The following is a 20,419-nucleotide window of genomic DNA, read 5'->3' as shown; positions in this document are numbered from 1 at the left end:
CCGCCCGCGATCGCGCCGGGTGCGGGAAGGGGTGGGGCCGGGGTGGGCAGTGGTGCAGCGGGTCAGCGCGCCCGGGCGAGTGACGGTGCGTCGGCGGACAGAGGGTCAACTGCTGCTGAGCGCTCCGCCGGCTGTGTCGACATGCGGCTCCGCCGCGGGGCCGCGATGTGCCGTCGATCGCCCGCGGGTCCGTCGTGGCTGGTCGCTCCCCCACTCAAGGGGGTTCCCCATCGCGGCGGAGCCGCAGACGGATACCGCCCCGCGCCCCTTTGGTTCGCTGCCGAACCGCATCGGACTTCACCGAACCCGCTCGGTGACCCGACAGCCGCGGGGAGCCCCGCTGCCTCACCCGCCCGGGCGGTCACCGGTTCCCCCGCCCCCGTCCCCGCCCCCGGCGGCGGCACCCGCACCCTCGGGTTGGTCTATCCGCCCGCTGGGCGGGGGCGTGACTACACCGGGACGCAGTTGGCGTTCGTCGGGGGTGTGGCCGAGGCGGCTACCACGTACGACTACGACCTGTTGCTCTCGCCCGCGGAACGAGCGGGGGAGGCCTCGTTCCGGCGGATGGTGGATGGGGGGCGGGTGGACGGGATCATCGTGATGGAGATCATGTTGGAGGACGACCGGGTCGAGTATCTGGCGCGGAGCGGGTTTCCGTTCGTGACGATCGGCAGGAACAGCAGGGCGGAGGAGACCAGCTGGGTCGACCTTGACTTCGCGGGGCTGGCCCGCGGCTGCGTGTACCACCTCGCCGATCTGGGCCATCGCAGGATCGCCTTCGTGAACAGGTCAGAGCAGCTCTTCCAGAGCGGCTACGGCTTCGCCCACCTCGGCCTGGAGGGCTACACCAAGGCCATGGCGGAGCAGGTGCTCACCCCCCACGCGTACCTCTGCGACGACGAGGTCACCGCGGGGGAGGCGGTCCTGGAGCGGATCCTGCTGGACGACCCGGCGACCACCTCGCTCGTCACCATGAACGAGGCCGCGCTGGAGGGCCTCTACCGCGGTCTGACTCGACTCGGCCGCAGTGTCCCCCGCGACTTCTCGGTCGTCGGTGTGGCCGCCGGCCGCTGGGCGGAGCAGGTGAACCCGCAGCTCACCGCGGCCGAGATCCCCGTCAAGGAGATGAGCCGGGTGGCCGTCGAGCTGATGATGCGCCGCCTCGACGAACCGGAGGCACCACCCCGGCACGTCCTCCTCAAACCCCTGATCTCGCTCCGGGAGAGCACCGGCCCCTGCCGCCCGGTCCCCGGATCGGAACCCGAACGGGAATTCCCCGACCTCGACCAGTTCCCCGGCCTCCCGGACCTGCCGGGTTCCGATTTCTGAGCCCCGCCACACACCCTTACGAGCCCCCCACTCCCCCATCCCCCACACCCCGACACCCCGACACCCCGACACCCCCAGGGAGCAGAGCGTGTCCCACCCCGTCGACCGCCGTCGTTTCCTGCGCGCCGCCGGCGCCGGTGCCGCCGCCCTCGGTCCCTCGCCCTCTTCGCCGCCGACGCCACCCTCACGCTGCCCTCCGTGGTGATCGTGCTGCGTCCCGTACTGCGGGGCGTGCCGAGGGAGTTGGAGGAGGCGGCCCTGGTCGACGGCTGCGGCCCGGTGGGCGTACTGCTCCGGGTGGTCCTCCCATCATGGCCCCCGGCGCCTGGTCGCGGTCGCCGGGCTCTCCTTCCTCATCGCCTGGGGCGAGTTCGTCTTCGGCCTCACCCTCGCCGCCGAGCCCGCCGTCCAGCCCTTCACCGTCCTCCTCAACGCCTTCGTAGGCACCCACGGCACCGCCTGGGGCGCCCTGATGGCCACCGCCACCGTCATCAGCCTCCCGGTCGCCTGCGTCTTCGCCACCTTCCAACGCTTCATCGTGGGCGGCCTCACGGCGGGGACGGTCAAGGGGTGACGCCGGGGCAACGTTGGCGCCATGGCGGAGGCAAGGTCCAGGCGGCGCGGAACGGCAGGCGAGTTGCCCCGACCGTGGGCGACCGCCGCTTCGGCCAGGGCCTGTTACGAAAGTGGCCTCGTCGCCCGGCGCCCCGCCGACGCACCGGCACCGGCACCGGCACCGGATCCCACGCGCCGTCACCATCCCTCAATGGCCGACATCTTGCTCTGTGCGTGCCCTCGGCGTGGCCCGCCTGAGCTGTGTCCCGAGGCCTCCACAAGGTTTCCCCAGTACCCATCGGTAGCAGCCCAGGGGTGGCCTATCCGCTGTTATACGGTGCTGATCCAAACGCCGGGCGCTCTCAAATCTTCGTCAAAAGCCTGGCCTTGGCCCTGTTCGCCATTCCTCGACAGGTGCCTTACCCCCCCACTTTGCGCTCATTGGAGAGACAGTCATGCCCAGACACAAGTTCACCAAAATGAACAAGGGAGTCCTGGTCGCAGTCGCCGGCGTACTCGCGGTCGCCACCACGGCCGGTGTGATGGCGACCGCGGGCGCCACCGAGTCCCAGCATGTGAAGGCTCCGGTGCCGAAGCTGGTCGTCTGGAGCGTTTTCGCCCCGGTGAGCGCGGCACCGTGGGCGCAGGCGGTGACCTACAACACCGAGCTGGTTCCGGTGGGCAGCAGGGTCCAGGTCAAGGAGGAACTGCGCCGCGACGGCGGGACGCGTATCGAGCTGCGCGTGAGGGACCTCGTTGCCAACCGCGTCTATGGCGCTCATGTCCACACCAAGCCGTGCGGCAAGCTGCCCGCGGACGCCGGGCCGCACTACCAGGACCAGCTGGACCCGACGCAGCCCTCGGTCGACCCCGAGTACGCCAACCCGGACAACGAGGTGTGGCTTGACCTGACCGCCAACAAGAACGGCTCGGCCCGTTCCACAGCCATCGTGGACTGGCGCTTCCGCGAGGGTGGGGCTCGTTCCGTGGTGCTGCACGAGATGGCCACCTCCACGCATGAGGGGCATGCCGGAACGGCTGGTGCCCGGCTGGCCTGCGTGAATGTTCCGTTCATCTAGCCCAGTGCCGTGACCGCGTAGGCTCGCCGGGTTAGTGGTGCTGGGCGGTTGGATGTGCGGTGACGTCCATTCGACCGGTGGAGGCGCGGTGGCCGAGCCTGTCCGTCTGGCAACGCACGCGGCGGCCACCGCGCCAGTCCCCGACCGCACTCAGCCGTCGAGGCCGTGGGTGGGTGTTCCGCCGCTGGGCGTGTTGCGGGCATACGTGACGTGGAATCGCAGATGCGTGACGTGCGGTGAGGCGAGGATTCTGGTCCGTTCCAGCTCGATGTGTTCCGTCCCCAGGTGATCGAACAGCCGACGGCCTTCACCCATCAGTACCGGCGCGATCTGCAGGTTGATCTCATCAAGGAGCTCGGCTCTGAGTGCCTGCTGAGCGATGTCCGCACCCATCAGCGTGACGTCCTTCCCGTCCGCCGCTGCCTCTGCCTGCCGAAGCGCACTTCTCACATCACAGGTGAGGAAGGTGAAGGACCCGCTCTTCATGACCAGCCGGTCTCGCGGGTCGTGGGTCAGCACGAAGCACGGTGCCGGGAAGGGCGTGTCCTGCCATACCTCAATACCGACATCGAATGTTCTTCTGCCCAGTACGACGGCCCCTGTTGAAGCCGAGACTTCCCCAGCCCGTACGCGACGTGCGCCTCGTCGGCCGTCGTTCAGTCCCCCATCGCCGCGGTGACCAGCAGATCGCCGAGGCCGCCGTAGAAGGCCATGGCCGGGACCACGACGGCGCCCTGGTCACGGGCGCGGTCACCGAACTTCGCGAACGTGTCGAGGTTCGCCTCGATCTCCGCCGCCACGTCCACGTACGGGATCCCGGCGCGCAGCGCCGCCTCGATCAGCGGCGCGGCGGTCACCGCGAACGGGCCGGCGCAGTTGATGACGGCGGCCGCTCCGGCGAGTGCGCGGTCCAGCGAGGCGGGGTCGTCGACCGTCGCCGGACGGGTGTCCAGCACCTCACCGGCCGGGTGGGACGCCGCCAGCTCCCGCAGCTTCGACGGGTCGCGTCCGGCCAGGATCGGGGCGTACCCGCGCTCCCGCAGTTCCTCCACCACGAACCGCCCGGTGTGCCCGTACGCGCCGAACACCGCCACCGCAACCGCCATCGCTCTCTCCCAGCTTCTCCGTGTTTGACCGTGTCCGAATCCGCGTCCGAATCCGCGTCCGAATGATCCGGCTCGACCATCGTCGTTGCCGAGGCTCCGCCCACGCGAGTGTCCGGAACGACATGCCCCGTACAATTTCCGACATGAGTACCGGTACGAGGTCCATCGCGCTCGCCGTCACCGACGGCATGCTCCACTTCGAACTGGCCCTGGCCTGCGAGGTCTTCGGAACCGACCTGTCCCACCTCGTCGACCCCTGGTACGAGTTCGCGCTGTGCGGGCCGGGCGCCGTGCGGGTCGGGCGGTTCCGGCTGGAGCCCGACCATGGGCTCGATCAACTGCCGTACGCCGACACGGTGATCGTCCCCGGGTGGGTCGACGTCGACGTGGCACCACCCGCCGAGCTGGTCGACGCGGTGCGGGCGGCGCATGCGGCGGGCGCGCGGGTGGTCTCGTTGTGCACCGGCGCGTTCGTACTGGCCGCCGCCGGCGTGCTGGACGGGCTGCGCGCGACGACGCACTGGGCGCACACCGACGTCCTGGCCGCCCGCCATCCCCAGGTCGAGGTCGACCCGGACGTCCTCTACGTCGACAACGGCAGCGTGCTCACCTCCGCGGGCAAGGCCGCCGCGATGGACCTGTGCCTGCATCTGATCCGCCTCGACCACGGCTCGGCGGTCGCCAACACGATCGCGCGCCGTCTGGTGGTGCCTCCGCACCGGGCGGGCGGCCAGGCCCAGTTCGTCACCGCCCCGGTGCCGGAGCGAGGGGACGCGCCGCTCAGCGAGCTGTTCTCCTGGACCCTCGCGCGCCTGGACCAGCCCCTGACCGTGGAGGACCTGGCCCGGCGGGCGAACATGAGCTCACGCCATCTGACCCGCCACTTCAGGACGGCCACCGGCACCACCCCGCTCCAGTGGCTGCTGACCCAGCGCATCCGCCGCGCCCAGGAGTTGCTGGAGACCACCGCCGACAGCGTCGACACCATCGCGACGGCCACCGGCATGGGCACCGCCACCACCCTGCGCCGCCACTTCAACCGCACACTCGGCGTCCCCCCGGACACCTATCGCCGCACCTTCCACGACTCCCGGCCGGCGCCTCCCCGTTGACCCCGGGCGGGTACCGGCCGGTACCCGCCCGGGAGCGGCAGATGTCGTGATCCTGTGGATCCGAATAATGCGCCACATTCACATCAGGCGTTGTCGGACCCGTGCCAAACTGGGAATACGGCGGGTGTGCCGGAAACGGTCCGGAAACGGTTACGGGGGTGCCGTCATTTTGTCGTTGTTTTCGGAAGGGATCTTCACACCGCACGCACTTCTCGACGAACGGTCGATCGATATCCTCTCGGCGGCAACGCAGCGCTGCTCAGGGACGGTTCGCCCGAGCGACATCCTCCATGCCGCGATCGACTCCGGTGACCAGGGAGTTCTGTCGGTTCTCTCGCTGACGCTCGCCGAAGGCGCCCAGCCGCGGCATCTGCTGGAAACCATCGCGGTGTACAACCCGGGCAGCCGGGACGGGCAGCATTTCGATTTCGACGGACGGCGTGAGCGCTTCGCGGCGGAGACACTCGCCGCCCTCGACCGCTTCGCGGCGGAGTTCGCCGAGGACCGGGACCGGCTGCGTCCGGTCTGCCTCGAACTCCTCGTCGCCTGCGTCCTGGACCACCCCGACCCCGGTGACCGGCAGTTCCTGCGGATCCTCGACGCGCCGGCCGCCGCACGGGCGTTGCGCGACCAGGTGCGCGTCAGCGTCGAACCGCCGCCCCCACTGCTGGACGACACCGGGCGGCTGCGCTCCGAGGAGTTCTCGGCGGACGCCTGGGCTGTGCTGGAGCAGGCGGCGGAACGGGCGGGCGAGTTGGGGTACGACCGGCTGCTGCCACCGCACTGTTTCCTCGCCCTGCTCGGCGAGACGGAGGGGCTGACCGAGCGGCTGGTCCGGCTGCAGATCCCGCCGCAGCTGGGCCTGGCCAAGGTCGCGGAGATGCTGAGCGGCGCCTTCCGGTTGTCCCAGCACGGCAAGGACGCGCCACCGCTGCACCGGGACGGTCTGGGCGAGCCGCTGCTCGCCCTGCTGCGGCGGGCCCAGCGGGCCGCCGCGGTCTGGGGCGCCGAGCAGGTCGACACCCCGCAACTGCTCGACGCCCTGCTGGAGGATCCGCCGCCGAGGCTGGCGTCGGTGTTCCAGACCGACCCGCTACGCGTGGACCTCGCCCGGATGCGTGAACTGCTCGCCCAGTCCGTCCGGGAGGCGCGTACGGCGGGACCGCGCGAGGTCGCCTTCCGGTTACCGGCCGGCTCGCCGCCCGCCGAGGACCTCACCTGGGTCGCACGGACCCAGGGCATCCCGCCCGCCCGGCATCTGGAGCGCTACTTCGACGCGCTCGGCCGCGCCCTGCACCGTACGACCGACAACCATGTGCTGATCACCGGGCCCGCCGGAGTCGGCTCCACCACCCTGCTGCGCGAACTGGCCAGACGGGCGGCGGCCGGGGAGCTGCCCTTCCTGCGGCGCAAGCGCCTGCTGCGCGTCGACTGCCGCGACGTACCCGACACCGAGAGCGGCGCCAAACTCGCCCGCATCATCGCCCATGTGGCCGGGCGCACCGACCTCATCGTCTGCCTGGACGGACTCGGCGCCCTGCTCCGCGGCCCCGGCGACACCCACCACGTACTCGCCCTGCGCAGCGCGCTCAAGGAACGCCGCATCCATCTCGTCGGCGTCCTGTCCGACCAGGAGTACGACGACCTGCTGGCCGCCGACCACGTCCTGCGCGAACTCACCACCCGTATCCCCATGACCGAACCCGACCGGAACTCGGCGCGGGACATGGTCCGGCAGGTGGCGGACGCCCTGGAGACGGAGTTCGCCGCCGGGATCGACGACCGGGTGGTCGACCGGGCGGTGGTGATGTCCTCGGACTTCATCCTCAACCAGCGGCTGCCGCTCGCCGCCGTCAAGGTGCTCCGCCGGGCGTGCGAGGACCTGGACTACCGGCGTACGCAGCGCGGCGAGACCGAGTCCGGGGCCGCGCCCGCGCCCGGGTCCGGGGCCGCGTCCGGGTCCGGGGCCGCGCCCGGGTCCGGGGCCGGGTCCGGGGCCGCGCCCGGGTCCGGGGCCGGGTCCGGGGCCGCGCCCGGGTCGCCGCACATCGTCCGCGGCTACTTCGGCGGACCCCACGTCCGCTACATCCTCGAATAGAACCCTTTGAGTTTCGGATCAATAGGGGTCAACACCGACAGGTTTCTGCAGGTGGCTGCTGAACGCCTGTAATTGGAAGGAGTTGTCCGGTGAACAGGAAATTGGCTGGTGCCGTCGGCGTAATTGTGGGTGGCGCCGCTCTCATGATGTCCACTCAAGCATCGGCCCAGGAGAGGCCTGATGCGCGACCGATTTCCGGAAATGCGGCTGTGCAGATGGCAAGCAGAAGCGACGCTGAGCCGCAGGCGCTTCTCTCCGTCGCAGTGAGGGCTGCCAAGGTGGCGCGTTCGGTGACGCACCACCTGGCCGGCGGTGATGTTATGTCGCCGGTCACTGTCCCGGACGTCCCCGTTGACCACGCGTTCGATCAGTAGACGATACAGATGAGGCGAATCATGAAGATGAAGAAGTCTATTACTGTCCTGGGCATTGCGGTGGCGGGCGCTGCCGTCGCCATCGCGACGCAGGGTTCGGCCCAGGCTGCGCCGGTGAAGCCGGTTTCTGCACAGACGGCCGTTCAACCGACGGCCGGCGGTGAGGCGCCTCAGGCGATCCTGTCCGCAGTGACCAAGGTGGCCCAGAAGGCGACCGTGCACGCGAAGGCCGTCACGAGTAAGAGCCTTGGCAACATCAGCGAGCTCGGCAGCCTGTTCGGGGCCCCTCCTGCCAACGGAGTCCCCGAGGGCGGCGTGGAGTCCGTGGACGTGGCCTTCGACAAGTGACCCACACGCACCGCAAGGCCAGGAGGGCGGCGCTGCTCATCGGCGGCGCCCTCCTGGGCGTCCACATGCTCATGTCCGCCTTGTCGCAGGCTCCTTTGAGTCCCGCGAAGCTCCGCTATTACGACACGGTGGCCGGTTACCTCGACCCGTACTTCACTCAGAACTGGATGCTCTTTGCCCCGGATCCGCTGATGGACGACCGGGGGATCCTATCCCGTGCACAGTGTGCGGACGGGAAGACCACAGCGTTCTACGACGTCACGACACCGTTTGTCGAGCAAGTGCGGAATGCGAGGTTCTTTCCCTCGCGGATGTCGCGCATTATCACAGCTAGTGTCCAGCAGTTCAGCAACGGGGACGAACTGCTGATGCGACTGCGGCGGGAGGCCAGAAACGACAAGAAGCCGGTCATGCCGCAACTGCCGCACGAAAAGCGCTCGCAGGCCGAGGCCGTCGCCTTCGTGTCCCGATTCGCGCTCGACCATATGTCCTCCGCGTGCAAGGGCAACCCGGCGAAAGTACAGATCCGGATGTACATCCACGAGCTTCCTCCGTGGTCCAAGCGGAACGACTCTCGAGCGGAAGGGAAGGTCAGCGTCCAGGACTTTCCCTGGCAAAGCGTGAAGGGACTGCGATGAGCAAGTTCATGGTCACGATCGATCGCTGGTCCACGCTCCCGGTGAGCGTCCTCGGCGCCTCCGGCACCCGCTGCTTGCTCGGCTTCGTGGGCTTTATGTACTACGCGACCCAATACGCCGACAGGCAGTACCTGTTCGGCCCGGACGGGGTACTGCCGCACCGCGACTTCTCCGAGCAGACCGGCGGCACCTTCAACCTGTACGCGTGGAGTGCCTCGCCCGCCTGGTCCGAACTCGTGTTCCATGCGGGGGTGCTGGCCGCCCTGGCGGTCATGCTCGGTATCGGCGGACGGGTCGGCCTGGCGGTGCACTGGGCTTTGCTGTGGTCGATCTACCAGCGTCAGCCCGCCCTGCTGGACGGGGGCGACAACCTCGCCTATGTGGTTATTCCGATGCTTCTGCTGACGCGATGCTACGACCGGTTCTGCCTCTCCGCAGGGCTGGTGGACCGGCTGAAGGAGCGTCTGCCCGGTGCGGTCCGGTCCCTGTCGACTCCCCTGCATAACCTGGGCGTCCTGGCCGTCGCCGTGCAGATCAGCCTGGTCTACGTGGTCAGCGGGATGTACAAGGTAATGGGAGATGTATGGCAGGACGGCACAGCGCTCTTCTATATCATGCGAGTGCCGGAATTCGAGCTGCCAGGCATTTCCAGCATTATCTACGGAAACGATTGGGCCGTTTACCTGGGCACCTACGCGACGGTGTTGTTCATGGTCTACTTTCCTCTAGGTATCCTCATACCTGCGCTGCGTCCCTGGACCGCCGTAATGTCGATCGGTTTTCATATGGCGATCGCCGTGTTCATGGGGCTGACCGGATTCGCGTTGACGATGGTCGCCTGCGATCTTGTCTTCTTGTCTTCCTTCCTCGATCGTGCCGTGTCCTGGGCGCGGGCAGTGGGGAGGCGGGTGACGCACCGTGCGCACGCTGCCCGCGCTACGCCTACAGTCGACGCCTCCGTGCTGTCGGCGTCCGAGACCGAAGGAGTGACCCGATGACGGTCGCCACCTGCGTCCTGGCGAGCGAGGGTATCCGCTCGCACACCACACCTGGTCATGACCCGGACACGTTCGCGGAGATGGGTTCCCTGACGAAGGTGGTGACCGGCACGATCCTCATGCAGCTCGCCAGTGCTGGGGTGCTCAGCGCTCACGACCCGCTTGGCACCTGGCTGCCGGCAGCCGCCGATACCAAGATCACGTTGGATCATCTGTTGCGCCACACCTCCGGCTTGCCACGACTTCCACCCGACATCAGTTTCAGAGACCCCTACCGACGCTTCACCGACGATGCCCTGGAAGCCCTTCTGCCGCGCCTCGGCGCCCTCGCCACTCGTCCGCCGGGGCAGGAAGAGGAGTATTCCAACCTCGGCTATGCCATCCTCGGCGCCGCCGTGGTGGCTGCGGCTGGCCGCCCCTATCAGACACTCGTCGCCGACTACGTCTTGACGCCGCTCGGGCTAACGGCCGGAGCGATGACGCCGTGGCCGTTCCAGCACCGGTCGGTACGCCACGGGCTTCTTCGCCGCCCGATCAAGCCGTGGACACTGGACGGCGCGATCCTGCCTGCCGCGGGGCTCTGGGCCACCCCGCGCACCATGGCCGCTCTGCTAAGGCTGGTCACCGACCGACTCCTCGGCGATCCGGCGCCGACATGGCAGCACACCGGACCGTTGACCTGGCACAACGGAGCCACTCGCGCCTCCTCTGTGTTCGCCGGAGCACTCCCGGACGGCCGCTGGCTCCTCATGCACCGGCTCCACGGATCCCCGTCCAAGACTGACGCGGCGGCGATCACATGGTTCAAGAACAAAGGACACCAGGAGGGAAGATGACTGACACGCCGCTCCCGGTCCTCCTCTACGACGGGGACTGCGGGTTCTGTACGCGCACTATCACCACGCTCCTGGCCGCGCCTCGCCGCCCGGTACACATGCAGACCTGGCAGGAGACCGACCTCGGGCAGCTCGGCATCGACGAGTTGCGCGCCACGCGGGAAATGCTGTGGGTCAACAGCGACGGGCGGGTGACAGGCGGCGCCGTGGCCTTCGCAGACCTGTTCCGCCATCTTGGCGGCCCGTGGCGCGTATCGGAGGCGTTGCTGCGCACACCACCCACGCGGTGGCTCGCGGCCGGCGTGTACCGGGTCGTCGCCGACAACCGGCACCGCATGCCCGGCGGTACTGCGGCCTGCGCGGTACCACGACGGTAGGTGTCCCCAGCACCGCGGAAGCCGATGGGGCCGGCCAACTCGTCGAGTACAAGCGGCGGGAGGGGACGAGGACCGCACACCACGAGTGAGCCGACCAGGCGCCGCAGACGGTGCGGGAGCCGGGCATGTCCTGAGAGAGTTCGTGCCCCGCCGCTTGAGTGGATCCCCCGTCTGCGACACCAGCGGAAATCCTTGTGCTCTTCCTGCCGCTCGGCACATCCATCCAGTTCCGTCTCCGGCCCTTGCCCCGCACCACAGCCCACGCCCTCGCATGAGACCGAAAGAAGACACGTCGCGACCGGCAGGCCCAGTGGTCTCCTGCCTCACTCCGTCCAGCCAACTGTTCCGACTGCCACAGCCCGACAACTCATTCCGTCTCAACGAAACAAGGAAGAACTGATCTGATGCGCATACGTACATGGGTCGCTGTCGGGGGCGCCGTCAGCGCTCTGCTCACTGTCCCTGTCTCCGCCACGGCGGCGGCAGCTGAGGCAGAGGTCTTCACCTGGTCGACCCCAGCAGGCGGCCTGCCCCCGGGGAGCGATCGGGGGACCGAGCAAGCCACGTCCGAGCAGTCCGTGCCGTTGGGATATGTCTACGAGGCTGCATGGCTGTCCACCCCGGACGCGAAGGCTTACTGCGAGTCCCAGGGGATGAAGGGGATCGCGGAGGGCCGCTGGGCTGCCCATATATGCCGCGAGGAATACCGCAGGCTCACGGACATTCCGCTCCGCTTCCACGTGCTGTACGTGAAGAAATGACCGCAGCAGCTTGACTCGCGCGCCGAGTGTGGTCTGCGGTGCATCTTCTGGCCGGGCCGCGAACGCCGCCAGCGCCTGAGCCCGCAGTCGTCTCGGTTCGCTTCGGCCGCCAGGTGCGCCCTGCGAAGACTGGATGGTGCCCCGCCATGTGGTGTAGCCGATCAAGCAAGCGGAACGCCCAGGTCGCGGCCCTGATCCCCTTTGCCAGCCGCCCTGGTGGGGCTCACGAAGACGGGACTGGCCATGACTGCCGGGCGCCCCGTGGCGGGGCATGCCCGCAGCGCCCGGACCGGAGGCGGCAGGTCGTGATCGGCTACACCACGACAGGGGACGTGACCCGAGACTGCGTCGCTGGCCGCACCATCCCTCCGCCCACCCGTTCCTCATCGCAAAGGATCCCCACCGCATGCCCTGTCCAGTGACCACCTCGCTGGAAGAGTTCGGTGACCAAGCCTGTAACTGGCTCAGCGAGGAACCAGCTCCGACTCGCCCACGCCTACAGCCACATCGCTGCTCCTTGCCCTGAACCATGCCCATGCCCGGCACGCCCTCATCGGCACCCCCGTCCGGCACAGGAGGTGCTGGACGGGTGCGGGCTGCATTCGAAGGCCCAGGCCTCAGCACGCGATGACTCACCCTCCCCAGGCTCGGTGCCGCCGCTGCCCCGGCTGCAATCCCGATCCCACGGAACCGGCTTGCCGCGGCAGCAGAGCTGCCTCAGTTATCCCGCATGGACGGTTCACCGGACTCGTCCTGACGGTGCCCACCATGGCGTTTGAGACGCTCCGCGCACATAGGAGATCATGGGCATATGAGTCCTGCATTAAGTCGTTTCGCTGGCACAGGAACCATGGTTGTCGGCATTGCTGTTGCGTCCTGGGTGGTCTTCGGACCACCTCATGACTGGGAAGGTGGCATGAGATGGTTGCGCCACAGCCTCGCGTTGGCGTCCCTGGGAGCAATCAGTTATGGCGCCCGGCTGATGTTCCCTGACACCCAGAAAGATGCATCGGGCGCGATGTAAGCCTCACGGAAGTGGTGGAGTCCCACGGTCTGCTCCGGACTGCGTCAAATTGAGGGGAAGTCAGGTGAAAAGAGCTGCCTGCCAGCCACCTTCAGAATGTCAGGCAGGCCAGTGGTTAGGCCGGGCTTCCGCCACGTGAACCGGACCACTCGGCAAATTGGATTTCAGGCCGCACTCTGCCACCAGGTGCGGCGGTGTTCTGTCCACGGAGGTTGGTGACAGCGATCACTGAGGTGTGATCTTGATGCGTGAGGGCCTTCTGGCTCGGTGTGGATTGCGACATCTACGCCGGACGACAGAAAGGCCCTCGTGCCCCACCGTAATGCACCTCTGACCGAGACCGGACGTCTGCGGCTGGCCCGCTGCATCGTCGACGACAACTGGCCCCTGCGACGAGCCGCGGAAAGGTTCCAGGTCTCCGTGACCACGGCCCAGCGGTGGGCCAACCGCTACCGCGAGTTCGGCGAAGCGGGCATGGCCGACCGCTCCAGCCGTCCCCGCACCAGCCCCCGCCGGACCCCCACGCGTACCGAGCGGCGCATCATCAAGGTCCGCATCCTGCGCCGCTGGGGAAGGGCCCGCATCGCGGGCGGGGACGCATCGCCCACAGAGGATGGGACGTCACGCTCTGATGTTCCTGGGGCGCCCTTGGCGAGGCCCCTCTCCGGTCACTCCCGTGCCTGAGGCTCTCGCTTCAGAATCCCCGACGGGGCGACGAGATAGCCGAGTTGGGCGCGGCTGTCGCTGCCCAGTGTCTCCACGAGTTTCGAAATGTGGAGGCGGGCGGTGCGGACGTTCATGCCGAGGCGGTCGGCGATGGTGGTGTCGGTGTGGCCTTCGATGAGGAGGGCGGCGATGGAGCGTTGGCGTGGGGTGATGCCGTTCTCCGATGGTTGCTGTACGGCCTGGGAGTACATGGGGAGGGCCAGGTGCCACAGCCGGTCGAAGACCGTGACCAGGTAGGCCACCAGGGCCGGGTGGCGGATCTCCACAGCGGCGGTACGGTCCCGGCTTGCGGGGATGAACGCGACGGTCCGGTCGATGATGAGCAGCCGCTCGACGACCTCGTTGAGGGTGCGTGCCTCGGCTTCGCCGTGGAGGAGTTCGTAGCGGGCGATCGCCGGAGGCGAGTGGCGGAGTGCGTGTGCGTAGAGGGTGCGGATGCGGCCGCCGCGGCCGAGGAACGCGTGGTCGCGTTCCAGGGATGCGTGTACGTCTACGGCTTGCGGCCGTGGTGGGGCTGGACGGCGAGGAGTTCCTGCGTAGCGTTGGCCATGGCCTGTGCGATAGCCAGATTGATGCACTGGAGGCCGTCGAGGAGAGTGATCGTCGGGATCTCCGCCGGAGCCGTTCGGTGGCTGTCGACCCGCATCAGTGCTCGAACGCCTCGGCCAGCCGGGCCTCACGGTCTCGTTCGTCGCGGATACGTTTCTCGACGTTGCGCAGCAGCCGGTGAAACGCCACGGCCGGGGCGACGGGCTCCAGTTGATCCGGATCCTCGACGGCAGGTTGCAGCAGCCCGAAGGTGACGAGGCATGGGGCCTCGGTCGTGTCCTCGCTGCGTACATGTCCTTCGCGGAGGGCTCGTTCGTATAACTCCGCCCCTTTGGCACATAGTTCCTCCGCGCTGTGTTCCGTGTGTGTCGCTGTGCTCACTGCGCGCTTCCTTCTTGTTCCAGGATCCCCGACCGGGCGATGAGGTAGCCGAGTTGTGCGCGGCTTTCGCTGCCCAGCGTCGCGGCGAGTTTGGCGATGTGGACGCGGGTGGTGCGGACGTTCATGCCGAGGCGGTCGGCGATGGCGGTGTCGGTGTGGCCTTCGATGAGGAGGGCGGCGATGGCGCGTTGGCGGGCGGTGATGCCGTTTACCGATGGTTGCTGTACGGCCTGGGGATACATGGGGACGGCCAGATGCCACAGCCGGTCGAAGACCATGACCAGGTAGTCCACCAGCGCCGGGTGGCGGATCTCCACAGCGGCGGTGCGGTCCCTGTTGGCGGGGACGAAGGCCACGGTCTGGTCGATGATGAGCAGCCGATCGAGGACCTCGTTCAGGGTGCGTGCCTCGACGTCGCCGTCGAGGAGCTCATAGCGGGCGATTACGTGAGGTGAGTGGCGGAGAGTGTGCTGATAGAGGGTGCGGATACGGCAGCCTCGGTCCAGCAGTGCCTGGTCGCGTTCCAGGGCGGCGGTGTGAGCGGCCTCGTTGAACTCAAGGCGTTTGTGGTATGCGGAGTGGGGCTGGATGGCGAGGAGCTGCTGAGACGCGTCGGCCATCGCTTCGGAGATGGCCTCGTTGATTCGCTCCTTGCTGCTGAGGACCCTGATCGCCTTGGTGTCCGCCGCTGCCGCAGAGCCGATTCCCATCAGCGGCTCGAACGTCGCGGTCAGCCGTTCCTCGCGGCGTCGCTCGTCGGCGATGCGCTCCGCGGTGTTTTTCAGCAGGCGGTGGAGGGCGGTCGCCGGGGCCGTAGGTTCCAACCACTCCGTGTCCTCGAAGTTCGGGTGAAGCAGACCGAAGTCGATCAGGCAGGGAGTGTCGGCGGCGTCCTCGGTGCGGACACGTCCTTCACGCAGGGCTCGGGCGTATAACTCCGAACCGGGCTCGCACAGTTCCTCCACGCGGTGGGGCGGGTGCGCAGGACTCACTCTTGCGGTCCCTCCTGCTTGAGGATCCCCGACTCGGCGATCAGATAGCCCAGTTGGGCCCTGCTGCCGCTGCCCAGTGCCGTAGCCAGTTTGGCGATGTGGGCGCGGCAGGTGCGGACGTTCATACCGAGGCGGCGGGCTATGGCCTCGTCGACGTGGCCCTCCACCAGCAACTTGGCTATGGAGTGCTGGATGTCCGTGATGCCGTCGGGGGCGGTCTCGTAGGGGGCGCCGGCGGTCAGGGGGACCGCGCGGGACCACATGAACTCGAAGACCTTGATCAGGTAGCGGATGAGGCCGGGGTGGCGGATCTCCAGGGCGACACGCCGGTCCTCGCGGATGGGGATGAAGGCCGCGGTTTCGTCGCAGATGATGAGGCGCTCGACCAGTTCGTCGATCGTGCGGATCTGCACCTTGCCGTCGGGGATCTGATCCACGTAGGCGAGCGTCTCGGGGCTGTACCTGGCCGTGTGCTGGTACAGCGTGCGCATGCTGACGCCGCGCTCGATCAGCGGTCTGTCGCGCTCCAGCCCTTTGACGAGGTTGCTTTCCAGACGGCGGCCACCCGGCTGGACGGTGAGCATTTCGGAGCGGCATTCCGATGTGGCCAGGTTGAGCGCCGAGTTGATGCGTTCAGAGCCCTCCAGCACCTTGATGGCGTGGGTGCTCACCGTGGCCTGGGCGCTGACCGCCATGAGAGGCTCGAAGGCCTCGGCCAGTTCGATCGACAGCCGTCTGCGCTCGCTGATCTCGCGCTCTATGGGATGGAGTCGTTGGGCCAGGGCAACCGATGGAAGTACGGGGCGCAGGTAGTCCGGGTCGTCGGGGTCGGGATGGAGGAGGGCGAATTCCATCAGGCAGGGGGCGGTCTCCGCGTCGGCGCGCGCCACGCGTCCGGTTCGTAGGGCGTTCGTGTAGAGGCGGATGCCTTCACCGCACAGTTCCGTCACAGCATGGGGATGTGTCGGTTGTGTCTCGCTTATACCCAAATCTCCACCCCCCAGGGTCCTGAACATGCAGGAACATGATGCACCGATTATGTGGCCATGACGTGCCCGAATGAGCCATCGTCGTATCCGACGGGGGAAGAGGAGACCTTCAAGTGAGGACGAAGCCGACTATGCGGAAGAGAATGCTTCGCTCGATGCTTGCCGCTGCTCTTTCCACGGTTGTGGCGTTCGGGGTCCTGAGTGGCCTCGCCGGTGGGGTGGACAGCGGTCGGGCGGACAGTAGCTGGGACGCGAGTTCCCGTGTTGCCAGTGCGGACGGTCCGGGTTCCGTAGTCGCCGACGAAGAAGACAGTTCCTGGGACTGACGATGACCACTCCACCCGACGACCGTTCCTTCCGCCGTGAAATGGCCACCGCCTACCGTTCCGGTTGGCACTTCATCGACCTGGCCACCGCCATCCCCCACAGCGGTGACTCGTTGATGGTGACCGTGTTCGGCGAGCCGGTGGTGGTGACGCGGGGCGATGACGAGGACATCCGGGCGTACCGGTGTCTGCGACGTCCGCGCGGCGCGCCGCAGCCTGTGCGGTGTGCCGTCCGGTACGGGATGATCTTCGTCAATCTCGACCAGCGTGACCACCGGCTCGCCGAACCGGAAACCCCGGCCGCCACGGCCGTCTCAGCCACCCCCCGCAGTGCCTGAAGCGATTCCCCCGTCGTTTCAAATCGCTCAGGCGCTTCCCCCCAGCAGCGGCGTCACCGTGACCTGAACACGGTGACGCCGCTGCAGGTTTGGGGCGACATTTCAGGATGTCCATCGGTACGCCCCAGCCCTCTCGCCGGCTGGAACTGATCAGCCGCGCCCCATCGCCGCCGTCAGTTCGATCTCGATGACGACCCGGTCCGGGTTCGGGCCCGGCATCCGCCCGTACCGCTCCGCGTACCGCCGCACCGCGTCCGCGACCCGCTCCGGCTCCGTACGCACCCGTGCGCGCCCTTCGAGCGTCGCCCAGCGCCCCCCGTCCACCTGGCAGACGGCGACCGGGGCGCCTTCGGGTCCGGCGGCCAGCACATGGCCGACCTTCACGCTCGTCTTGTTGGTGATCACCCGAGCCAGCCCCGCCTCCGGGTCGTATGTGACCCCGACGGGCACCACGTGGGGCCTGCCGTCCGGGCGGAGGGTGGTGAGGGTGCACAGGTGCCGCTCCCGCCAGAAGCCGAGGTACGACTCGTCGGGTGCGTTCGGGTCTACGGAGTACGAGTGGGCGGCCATGCTGAGCAACCTAACCAGTTCACCTCCCGCCCGCCGCCTTGAGTGGAATAGACTCAACTTTGTGTACGTTGCTCAAGTCAGCGTGGATCAGGTGGATCAGGGCTGACGCAAGGAGGAGAACACGAACGTGGACGCCGAGCTGACCAACAGGAGCCGGGACGCGATCAACACGGCCAGCAACCGGGCCGTGTCCGAGGGCCACCCGGACTTCACCCCCGCCCATCTGCTGCTGGCCCTGCTCCAGGGGCGAGGCCAACAGGCACTTGAGAACGTCACCGACCTGCTGGCCGCCGTCGACGCCGACCAGGCGGCCGTGCGTGCCGGCGCGGAGAAGATCCTCGCCGGTCTGCCCAGCGTGACCGGGTCCACCGTCTCGCCGCCGCAGCCCAGCCGTGAACTGCTCGCCGTGATCACCGAGGCCCAGGCCAAGGCCAAGGAGCTCGGCGACGAGTACGTCTCCACCGAGCACCTCCTGATCGGGATCGCCGAGAAGGGCGGCCAGGCCGGGGACGTACTCTCCCGTCAGGGGGCGAACGCCAGGAAGCTGCAGGAGGCGTTCCAGAAGGCCAGGGGAGGACGTCGGGTGACCACAGCCGATCCGGAGGGGTCGTACAAGGCCCTGGAGAAGTTCGGCACCGACTTCACCGCCGCCGCGCGGGAGGGCAAGCTCGACCCGGTCATCGGCCGGGACCAGGAGATCCGCCGCGTCGTGCAGGTGCTCAGCCGCCGTACGAAGAACAATCCCGTCCTCATCGGTGAGCCCGGCGTCGGCAAGACCGCCGTCGTCGAAGGGCTCGCCCAGCGGATCGTGAAGGGCGACGTTCCCGAGTCGTTGAAGGACAAGCGGCTGGTCGCGCTCGATCTCGGCGCGATGGTCGCGGGGGCCAAGTACCGGGGTGAGTTCGAGGAGCGGCTGAAGACCGTTCTCGCCGAGATCAAGGACTCCGACGGCCAGATCATCACCTTCATCGACGAGCTGCACACCGTCGTCGGCGCGGGTGCCGGCGGCGACTCCGCCATGGACGCCGGCAACATGCTGAAGCCGATGCTCGCCCGCGGTGAGCTGCGTATGGTCGGCGCCACCACCCTCGACGAGTACCGGGAGAGGATCGAGAAGGATCCCGCCCTGGAGCGGCGCTTCCAGCAGGTGCTGGTCTCCGAGCCGACCGTCGAGGACACCATCGCGATCCTGCGCGGACTCAAGGGCCGCTACGAGGCCCACCACAAGGTCCAGATCGCGGACGCGGCGCTGGTCGCGGCGGCCACCCTCTCCGACCGGTACATCACCTCCCGCTTCCTGCCCGACAAGGCCATCGACCTCGTCGACGAGTCGGCGTCCCGGCTGCGGATGGAGATCGACTCCTCGCCGGTCGAGATCGACGAGCTCCAGCGTTCCGTGGACCGGCTGAAGATGGAGGAGCTGGCCCTCAGCAAGGAGACCGATGCCGCCTCCCGCGAGCGGCTGGAGAAGCTGCGCCGCGATCTCGCCGACAAGGAGGAGGAGCTGCGCGGCCTCACCGCCCGCTGGGAGAAGGAGAAGCAGTCCCTCAACCGCGTCGGTGAGCTGAAGGAGAAGCTCGACGACCTGCGCGGCCAGGCCGAGCGGGCCCAGCGCGACGGTGACTTCGACACCGCCTCCAAGCTGCTGTACGGCGAGATCCCCACCCTGGAGCGGGCCCTGGTGGAGGCTTCCGAGGCGGAGGAGGAGGCCGCCAAGGGCACCATGGTCAAGGACGAGGTCGGCTCCGACGACATCGCCGACGTCGTCGCCTCCTGGACCGGCATCCCCGCCGGCCGCCTGCTGGAGGGCGAGACCCAGAAGCTGCTCCGCATGGAGGACGAGCTGGGCCGCCGCCTGATCGGCCAGACCGAGGCCGTACGGGCGGTGAGCGATGCCGTACGCCGTAGCCGCGCCGGTATCGCCGACCCGGACCGGCCGACCGGCTCGTTCCTCTTCCTCGGCCCGACCGGCGTCGGCAAGACCGAGCTGGCCAAGGCCCTCGCCGACTTCCTCTTCGACGACGAGCGGGCCATGGTCCGCATCGACATGTCGGAGTACAGCGAGAAGCACAGCGTGGCCCGCCTCGTCGGCGCCCCGCCCGGCTATGTCGGCTACGAGGAGGGCGGCCAGCTCACGGAGGCCGTGCGCCGGCGCCCGTACTCGGTGGTCCTGCTGGACGAGGTGGAGAAGGCCCACCCCGAGGTCTTTGACATCCTCCTCCAGGTCCTCGACGACGGCCGCCTCACCGACGGACAGGGCCGCACCGTCGACTTCCGCAACACGATCCTGATCCTCACCTCGAACCTGGGCAGCCAGTACCTGGTCGACCCGGTCACGACCGAGGCGGAGAAGAAGCAGCAGGTCCTGGAGGTGGTCCGGACCTCCTTCAAGCCGGAGTTCCTCAACCGCCTGGACGACCTGGTCGTCTTCTCCGCACTGAACAAGGCGGAGCTGGAACGCATCGCCGAGCTCCAGATCAACCGGCTCGCGCGGCGTCTCGCCGAGCGCCGCCTCACCCTGGACGTCACCCCCGCCGCCCTCGCCTGGCTCGCCGACGAGGGCAACGATCCGGCCTACGGCGCCCGCCCGCTGCGCCGCCTCGTCCAGACCGCCATCGGCGACCGCCTCGCCAGGGAGATCCTCTCCGGGGAGATCAAGGACGGCGACACGGTACGGGTGGACTCCTTCGGCGAGGGCGAGGGGCTGATCGTGGGCCCGCCCACCGGACTCTCGATGGAGAAGGACATGTGAGCCGAGACAGCCGAGACAGCCGAGACAGCCGAGACAGCCGAGACAGCCGAGACAGCGGGGATATTCGTGGTGGCCGGGGTACCCGAATGGTTCCCGGCCACGCTCTGAGCTGAATCTCATGGCGGATCAGGCCAAGGACGACGAACCGCGCGGGTCAGGGG

17 protein-coding genes and 3 pseudogenes are annotated in these 20,419 nt (G+C 68.2%); 14 read left to right on the top strand and 6 right to left on the bottom strand.

What is annotated here, in order from left to right; genetic code table 11:
* Positions 1-417 precede the first annotated feature (417 nt).
* The 3 genes from CES90_RS20555 to CES90_RS20540 all read left to right on the top strand — a co-directional run bounded on the left by CES90_RS20555 (position 418) and on the right by CES90_RS20540 (position 2,963).
* On the top strand, positions 418-1,329 hold the full coding sequence (locus CES90_RS20555; RefSeq protein WP_189785532.1) for a LacI family DNA-binding transcriptional regulator: 912 nt from the start codon (positions 418-420) through the stop codon (positions 1,327-1,329).
* Positions 1,330-1,417: 88 nt separating this feature from the next.
* Positions 1,418-1,534, top strand: coding sequence for a twin-arginine translocation signal domain-containing protein (locus tag CES90_RS51995; protein WP_189785531.1), 117 nt, complete (start codon positions 1,418-1,420; stop codon positions 1,532-1,534).
* A gap of 805 nt (positions 1,535-2,339) precedes the next feature.
* Positions 2,340-2,963: a superoxide dismutase family protein gene (locus CES90_RS20540; protein WP_189785530.1), complete on the top strand. Its 624-nt coding sequence runs from the start codon at positions 2,340-2,342 to the stop codon at positions 2,961-2,963.
* A gap of 150 nt (positions 2,964-3,113) precedes the next feature.
* Here CES90_RS20540 and CES90_RS20535 read toward each other — a convergent pair whose 3' ends face one another.
* Together CES90_RS20535 and CES90_RS20530 are read right to left on the bottom strand one after the other, a co-directional pair.
* A complete protein-coding gene (locus CES90_RS20535; RefSeq protein ID WP_332836399.1) occupies positions 3,114-3,482 on the bottom strand; it encodes a dihydrofolate reductase family protein in 369 nt (122 codons plus the stop codon).
* Between the two features lie 140 nt (positions 3,483-3,622).
* Positions 3,623-4,069: pseudogene (locus tag CES90_RS20530) on the bottom strand (saccharopine dehydrogenase NADP-binding domain-containing protein); the annotation flags it as partial.
* Between the two features lie 143 nt (positions 4,070-4,212).
* Here CES90_RS20530 and CES90_RS20525 point away from each other — a divergent pair.
* From CES90_RS20525 to CES90_RS20485, 9 genes and pseudogenes are all read left to right on the top strand, one after another.
* The gene (locus CES90_RS20525) at positions 4,213-5,181 is read left to right on the top strand and encodes a helix-turn-helix domain-containing protein (RefSeq protein WP_189785529.1); all 969 of its coding nucleotides are present in this window, start codon (positions 4,213-4,215) and stop codon (positions 5,179-5,181) included.
* 175 nt (positions 5,182-5,356) lie between these two features.
* Positions 5,357-7,279 carry an ATP-dependent Clp protease ATP-binding subunit gene (locus CES90_RS20520; RefSeq protein ID WP_208921431.1) on the top strand — a complete coding sequence of 641 codons (1,923 nt, stop codon included), beginning with the start codon at positions 5,357-5,359 and terminating at the stop codon, positions 7,277-7,279.
* 395 nt (positions 7,280-7,674) lie between these two features.
* Entirely contained in the window at positions 7,675-8,001 is a 327-nt protein-coding gene (locus tag CES90_RS20515) for a hypothetical protein (protein WP_189786176.1), read from the top strand.
* On the top strand, positions 7,998-8,639 hold the full coding sequence (locus CES90_RS20510; protein WP_189786175.1) for a DUF5819 family protein: 642 nt from the start codon (positions 7,998-8,000) through the stop codon (positions 8,637-8,639). The genes CES90_RS20515 and CES90_RS20510 overlap by 4 nt, the downstream gene beginning before the upstream one ends.
* Entirely contained in the window at positions 8,636-9,637 is a 1,002-nt protein-coding gene (locus CES90_RS20505) for an HTTM domain-containing protein (RefSeq protein ID WP_189786174.1), read from the top strand. The genes CES90_RS20510 and CES90_RS20505 overlap by 4 nt, the downstream gene beginning before the upstream one ends.
* Entirely contained in the window at positions 9,634-10,473 is an 840-nt protein-coding gene (locus CES90_RS20500; RefSeq protein WP_189786173.1) for a serine hydrolase domain-containing protein, read from the top strand. The genes CES90_RS20505 and CES90_RS20500 overlap by 4 nt, the downstream gene beginning before the upstream one ends.
* On the top strand, positions 10,470-10,850 hold the full coding sequence (locus tag CES90_RS20495; RefSeq protein WP_189786172.1) for a thiol-disulfide oxidoreductase DCC family protein: 381 nt from the start codon (positions 10,470-10,472) through the stop codon (positions 10,848-10,850). The genes CES90_RS20500 and CES90_RS20495 overlap by 4 nt, the downstream gene beginning before the upstream one ends.
* 404 nt (positions 10,851-11,254) lie before the next feature.
* On the top strand, positions 11,255-11,611 hold the full coding sequence (locus CES90_RS20490; protein WP_189786171.1) for a hypothetical protein: 357 nt from the start codon (positions 11,255-11,257) through the stop codon (positions 11,609-11,611).
* Positions 11,612-12,944: 1,333 nt separating this feature from the next.
* Positions 12,945-13,223 (top strand): annotated as a pseudogene (locus CES90_RS20485) (leucine zipper domain-containing protein); the annotation flags it as partial.
* A gap of 80 nt (positions 13,224-13,303) precedes the next feature.
* On the opposite strand, the pseudogene CES90_RS20480 reads toward CES90_RS20485, so the two are convergent.
* The 3 genes and pseudogenes from CES90_RS20480 to CES90_RS20470 form a co-directional block, all read right to left on the bottom strand.
* A pseudogene (locus CES90_RS20480) lies at positions 13,304-14,291 on the bottom strand (LuxR C-terminal-related transcriptional regulator).
* On the bottom strand, positions 14,288-15,283 hold the full coding sequence (locus tag CES90_RS20475; RefSeq protein WP_189786170.1) for a helix-turn-helix transcriptional regulator: 996 nt from the start codon (positions 15,281-15,283) through the stop codon (positions 14,288-14,290). Before CES90_RS20475 ends, CES90_RS20480 begins: the two are co-directional and overlap by 4 nt.
* Positions 15,280-16,299, bottom strand: coding sequence for a helix-turn-helix transcriptional regulator (locus CES90_RS20470; protein ID WP_189786169.1), 1,020 nt, complete (start codon positions 16,297-16,299; stop codon positions 15,280-15,282). The genes CES90_RS20475 and CES90_RS20470 overlap by 4 nt, the downstream gene beginning before the upstream one ends.
* Before the next feature lie 301 nt (positions 16,300-16,600).
* Between CES90_RS20470 and CES90_RS20465 the strand changes: the two genes are divergently transcribed.
* Positions 16,601-16,936, top strand: a complete 336-nt coding sequence (locus CES90_RS20465) for a Rieske (2Fe-2S) protein (protein ID WP_189786168.1) — start codon at positions 16,601-16,603, stop codon at positions 16,934-16,936.
* A gap of 150 nt (positions 16,937-17,086) precedes the next feature.
* On the opposite strand, the gene CES90_RS20460 is transcribed toward CES90_RS20465, so the two are convergent.
* A complete protein-coding gene (locus tag CES90_RS20460) occupies positions 17,087-17,506 on the bottom strand; it encodes a pyridoxamine 5'-phosphate oxidase family protein (RefSeq protein WP_189786167.1) in 420 nt (139 codons plus the stop codon).
* Between the two features lie 127 nt (positions 17,507-17,633).
* Here CES90_RS20460 and clpB point away from each other — a divergent pair, with 127 nt between their 5' ends.
* Positions 17,634-20,258, top strand: coding sequence for an ATP-dependent chaperone ClpB (gene clpB, locus CES90_RS20455; protein ID WP_189786166.1), 2,625 nt, complete (start codon positions 17,634-17,636; stop codon positions 20,256-20,258).
* Positions 20,259-20,419: the final 161 nt, after the last annotated feature.

The organism is Streptomyces capitiformicae, from assembly GCF_002214185.1.
Classification (GTDB): Bacteria; Actinomycetota; Actinomycetes; order Streptomycetales; family Streptomycetaceae; genus Streptomyces; species Streptomyces capitiformicae.
This window is presented reverse-complemented; position numbering and strand designations above follow the sequence as displayed.

What these genes read in the sequence shown, in the direction of transcription:
- CES90_RS20465 (WP_189786168.1), top strand. Translation starts at nt 16,601, where the DNA reads ATGACCACTCCACCCGACGACCGTTCCTTCCGCCGTGAAATGGCCACC.
- CES90_RS20540 (WP_189785530.1), top strand. Translation starts at nt 2,340, where the DNA reads ATGCCCAGACACAAGTTCACCAAAATGAACAAGGGAGTCCTGGTCGCA.
- CES90_RS20500 (WP_189786173.1), top strand. Translation starts at nt 9,634, where the DNA reads ATGACGGTCGCCACCTGCGTCCTGGCGAGCGAGGGTATCCGCTCGCAC.
- CES90_RS20460 (WP_189786167.1), bottom strand. Translation starts at nt 17,506, where the DNA reads ATGGCCGCCCACTCGTACTCCGTAGACCCGAACGCACCCGACGAGTCG.
- CES90_RS20470 (WP_189786169.1), bottom strand. Translation starts at nt 16,299, where the DNA reads ATGTTCAGGACCCTGGGGGGTGGAGATTTGGGTATAAGCGAGACACAA.
- CES90_RS20505 (WP_189786174.1), top strand. Translation starts at nt 8,636, where the DNA reads ATGAGCAAGTTCATGGTCACGATCGATCGCTGGTCCACGCTCCCGGTG.
- CES90_RS20495 (WP_189786172.1), top strand. Translation starts at nt 10,470, where the DNA reads ATGACTGACACGCCGCTCCCGGTCCTCCTCTACGACGGGGACTGCGGG.
- CES90_RS20515 (WP_189786176.1), top strand. Translation starts at nt 7,675, where the DNA reads ATGAAGATGAAGAAGTCTATTACTGTCCTGGGCATTGCGGTGGCGGGC.
- CES90_RS20525 (WP_189785529.1), top strand. Translation starts at nt 4,213, where the DNA reads ATGAGTACCGGTACGAGGTCCATCGCGCTCGCCGTCACCGACGGCATG.
- CES90_RS20490 (WP_189786171.1), top strand. Translation starts at nt 11,255, where the DNA reads ATGCGCATACGTACATGGGTCGCTGTCGGGGGCGCCGTCAGCGCTCTG.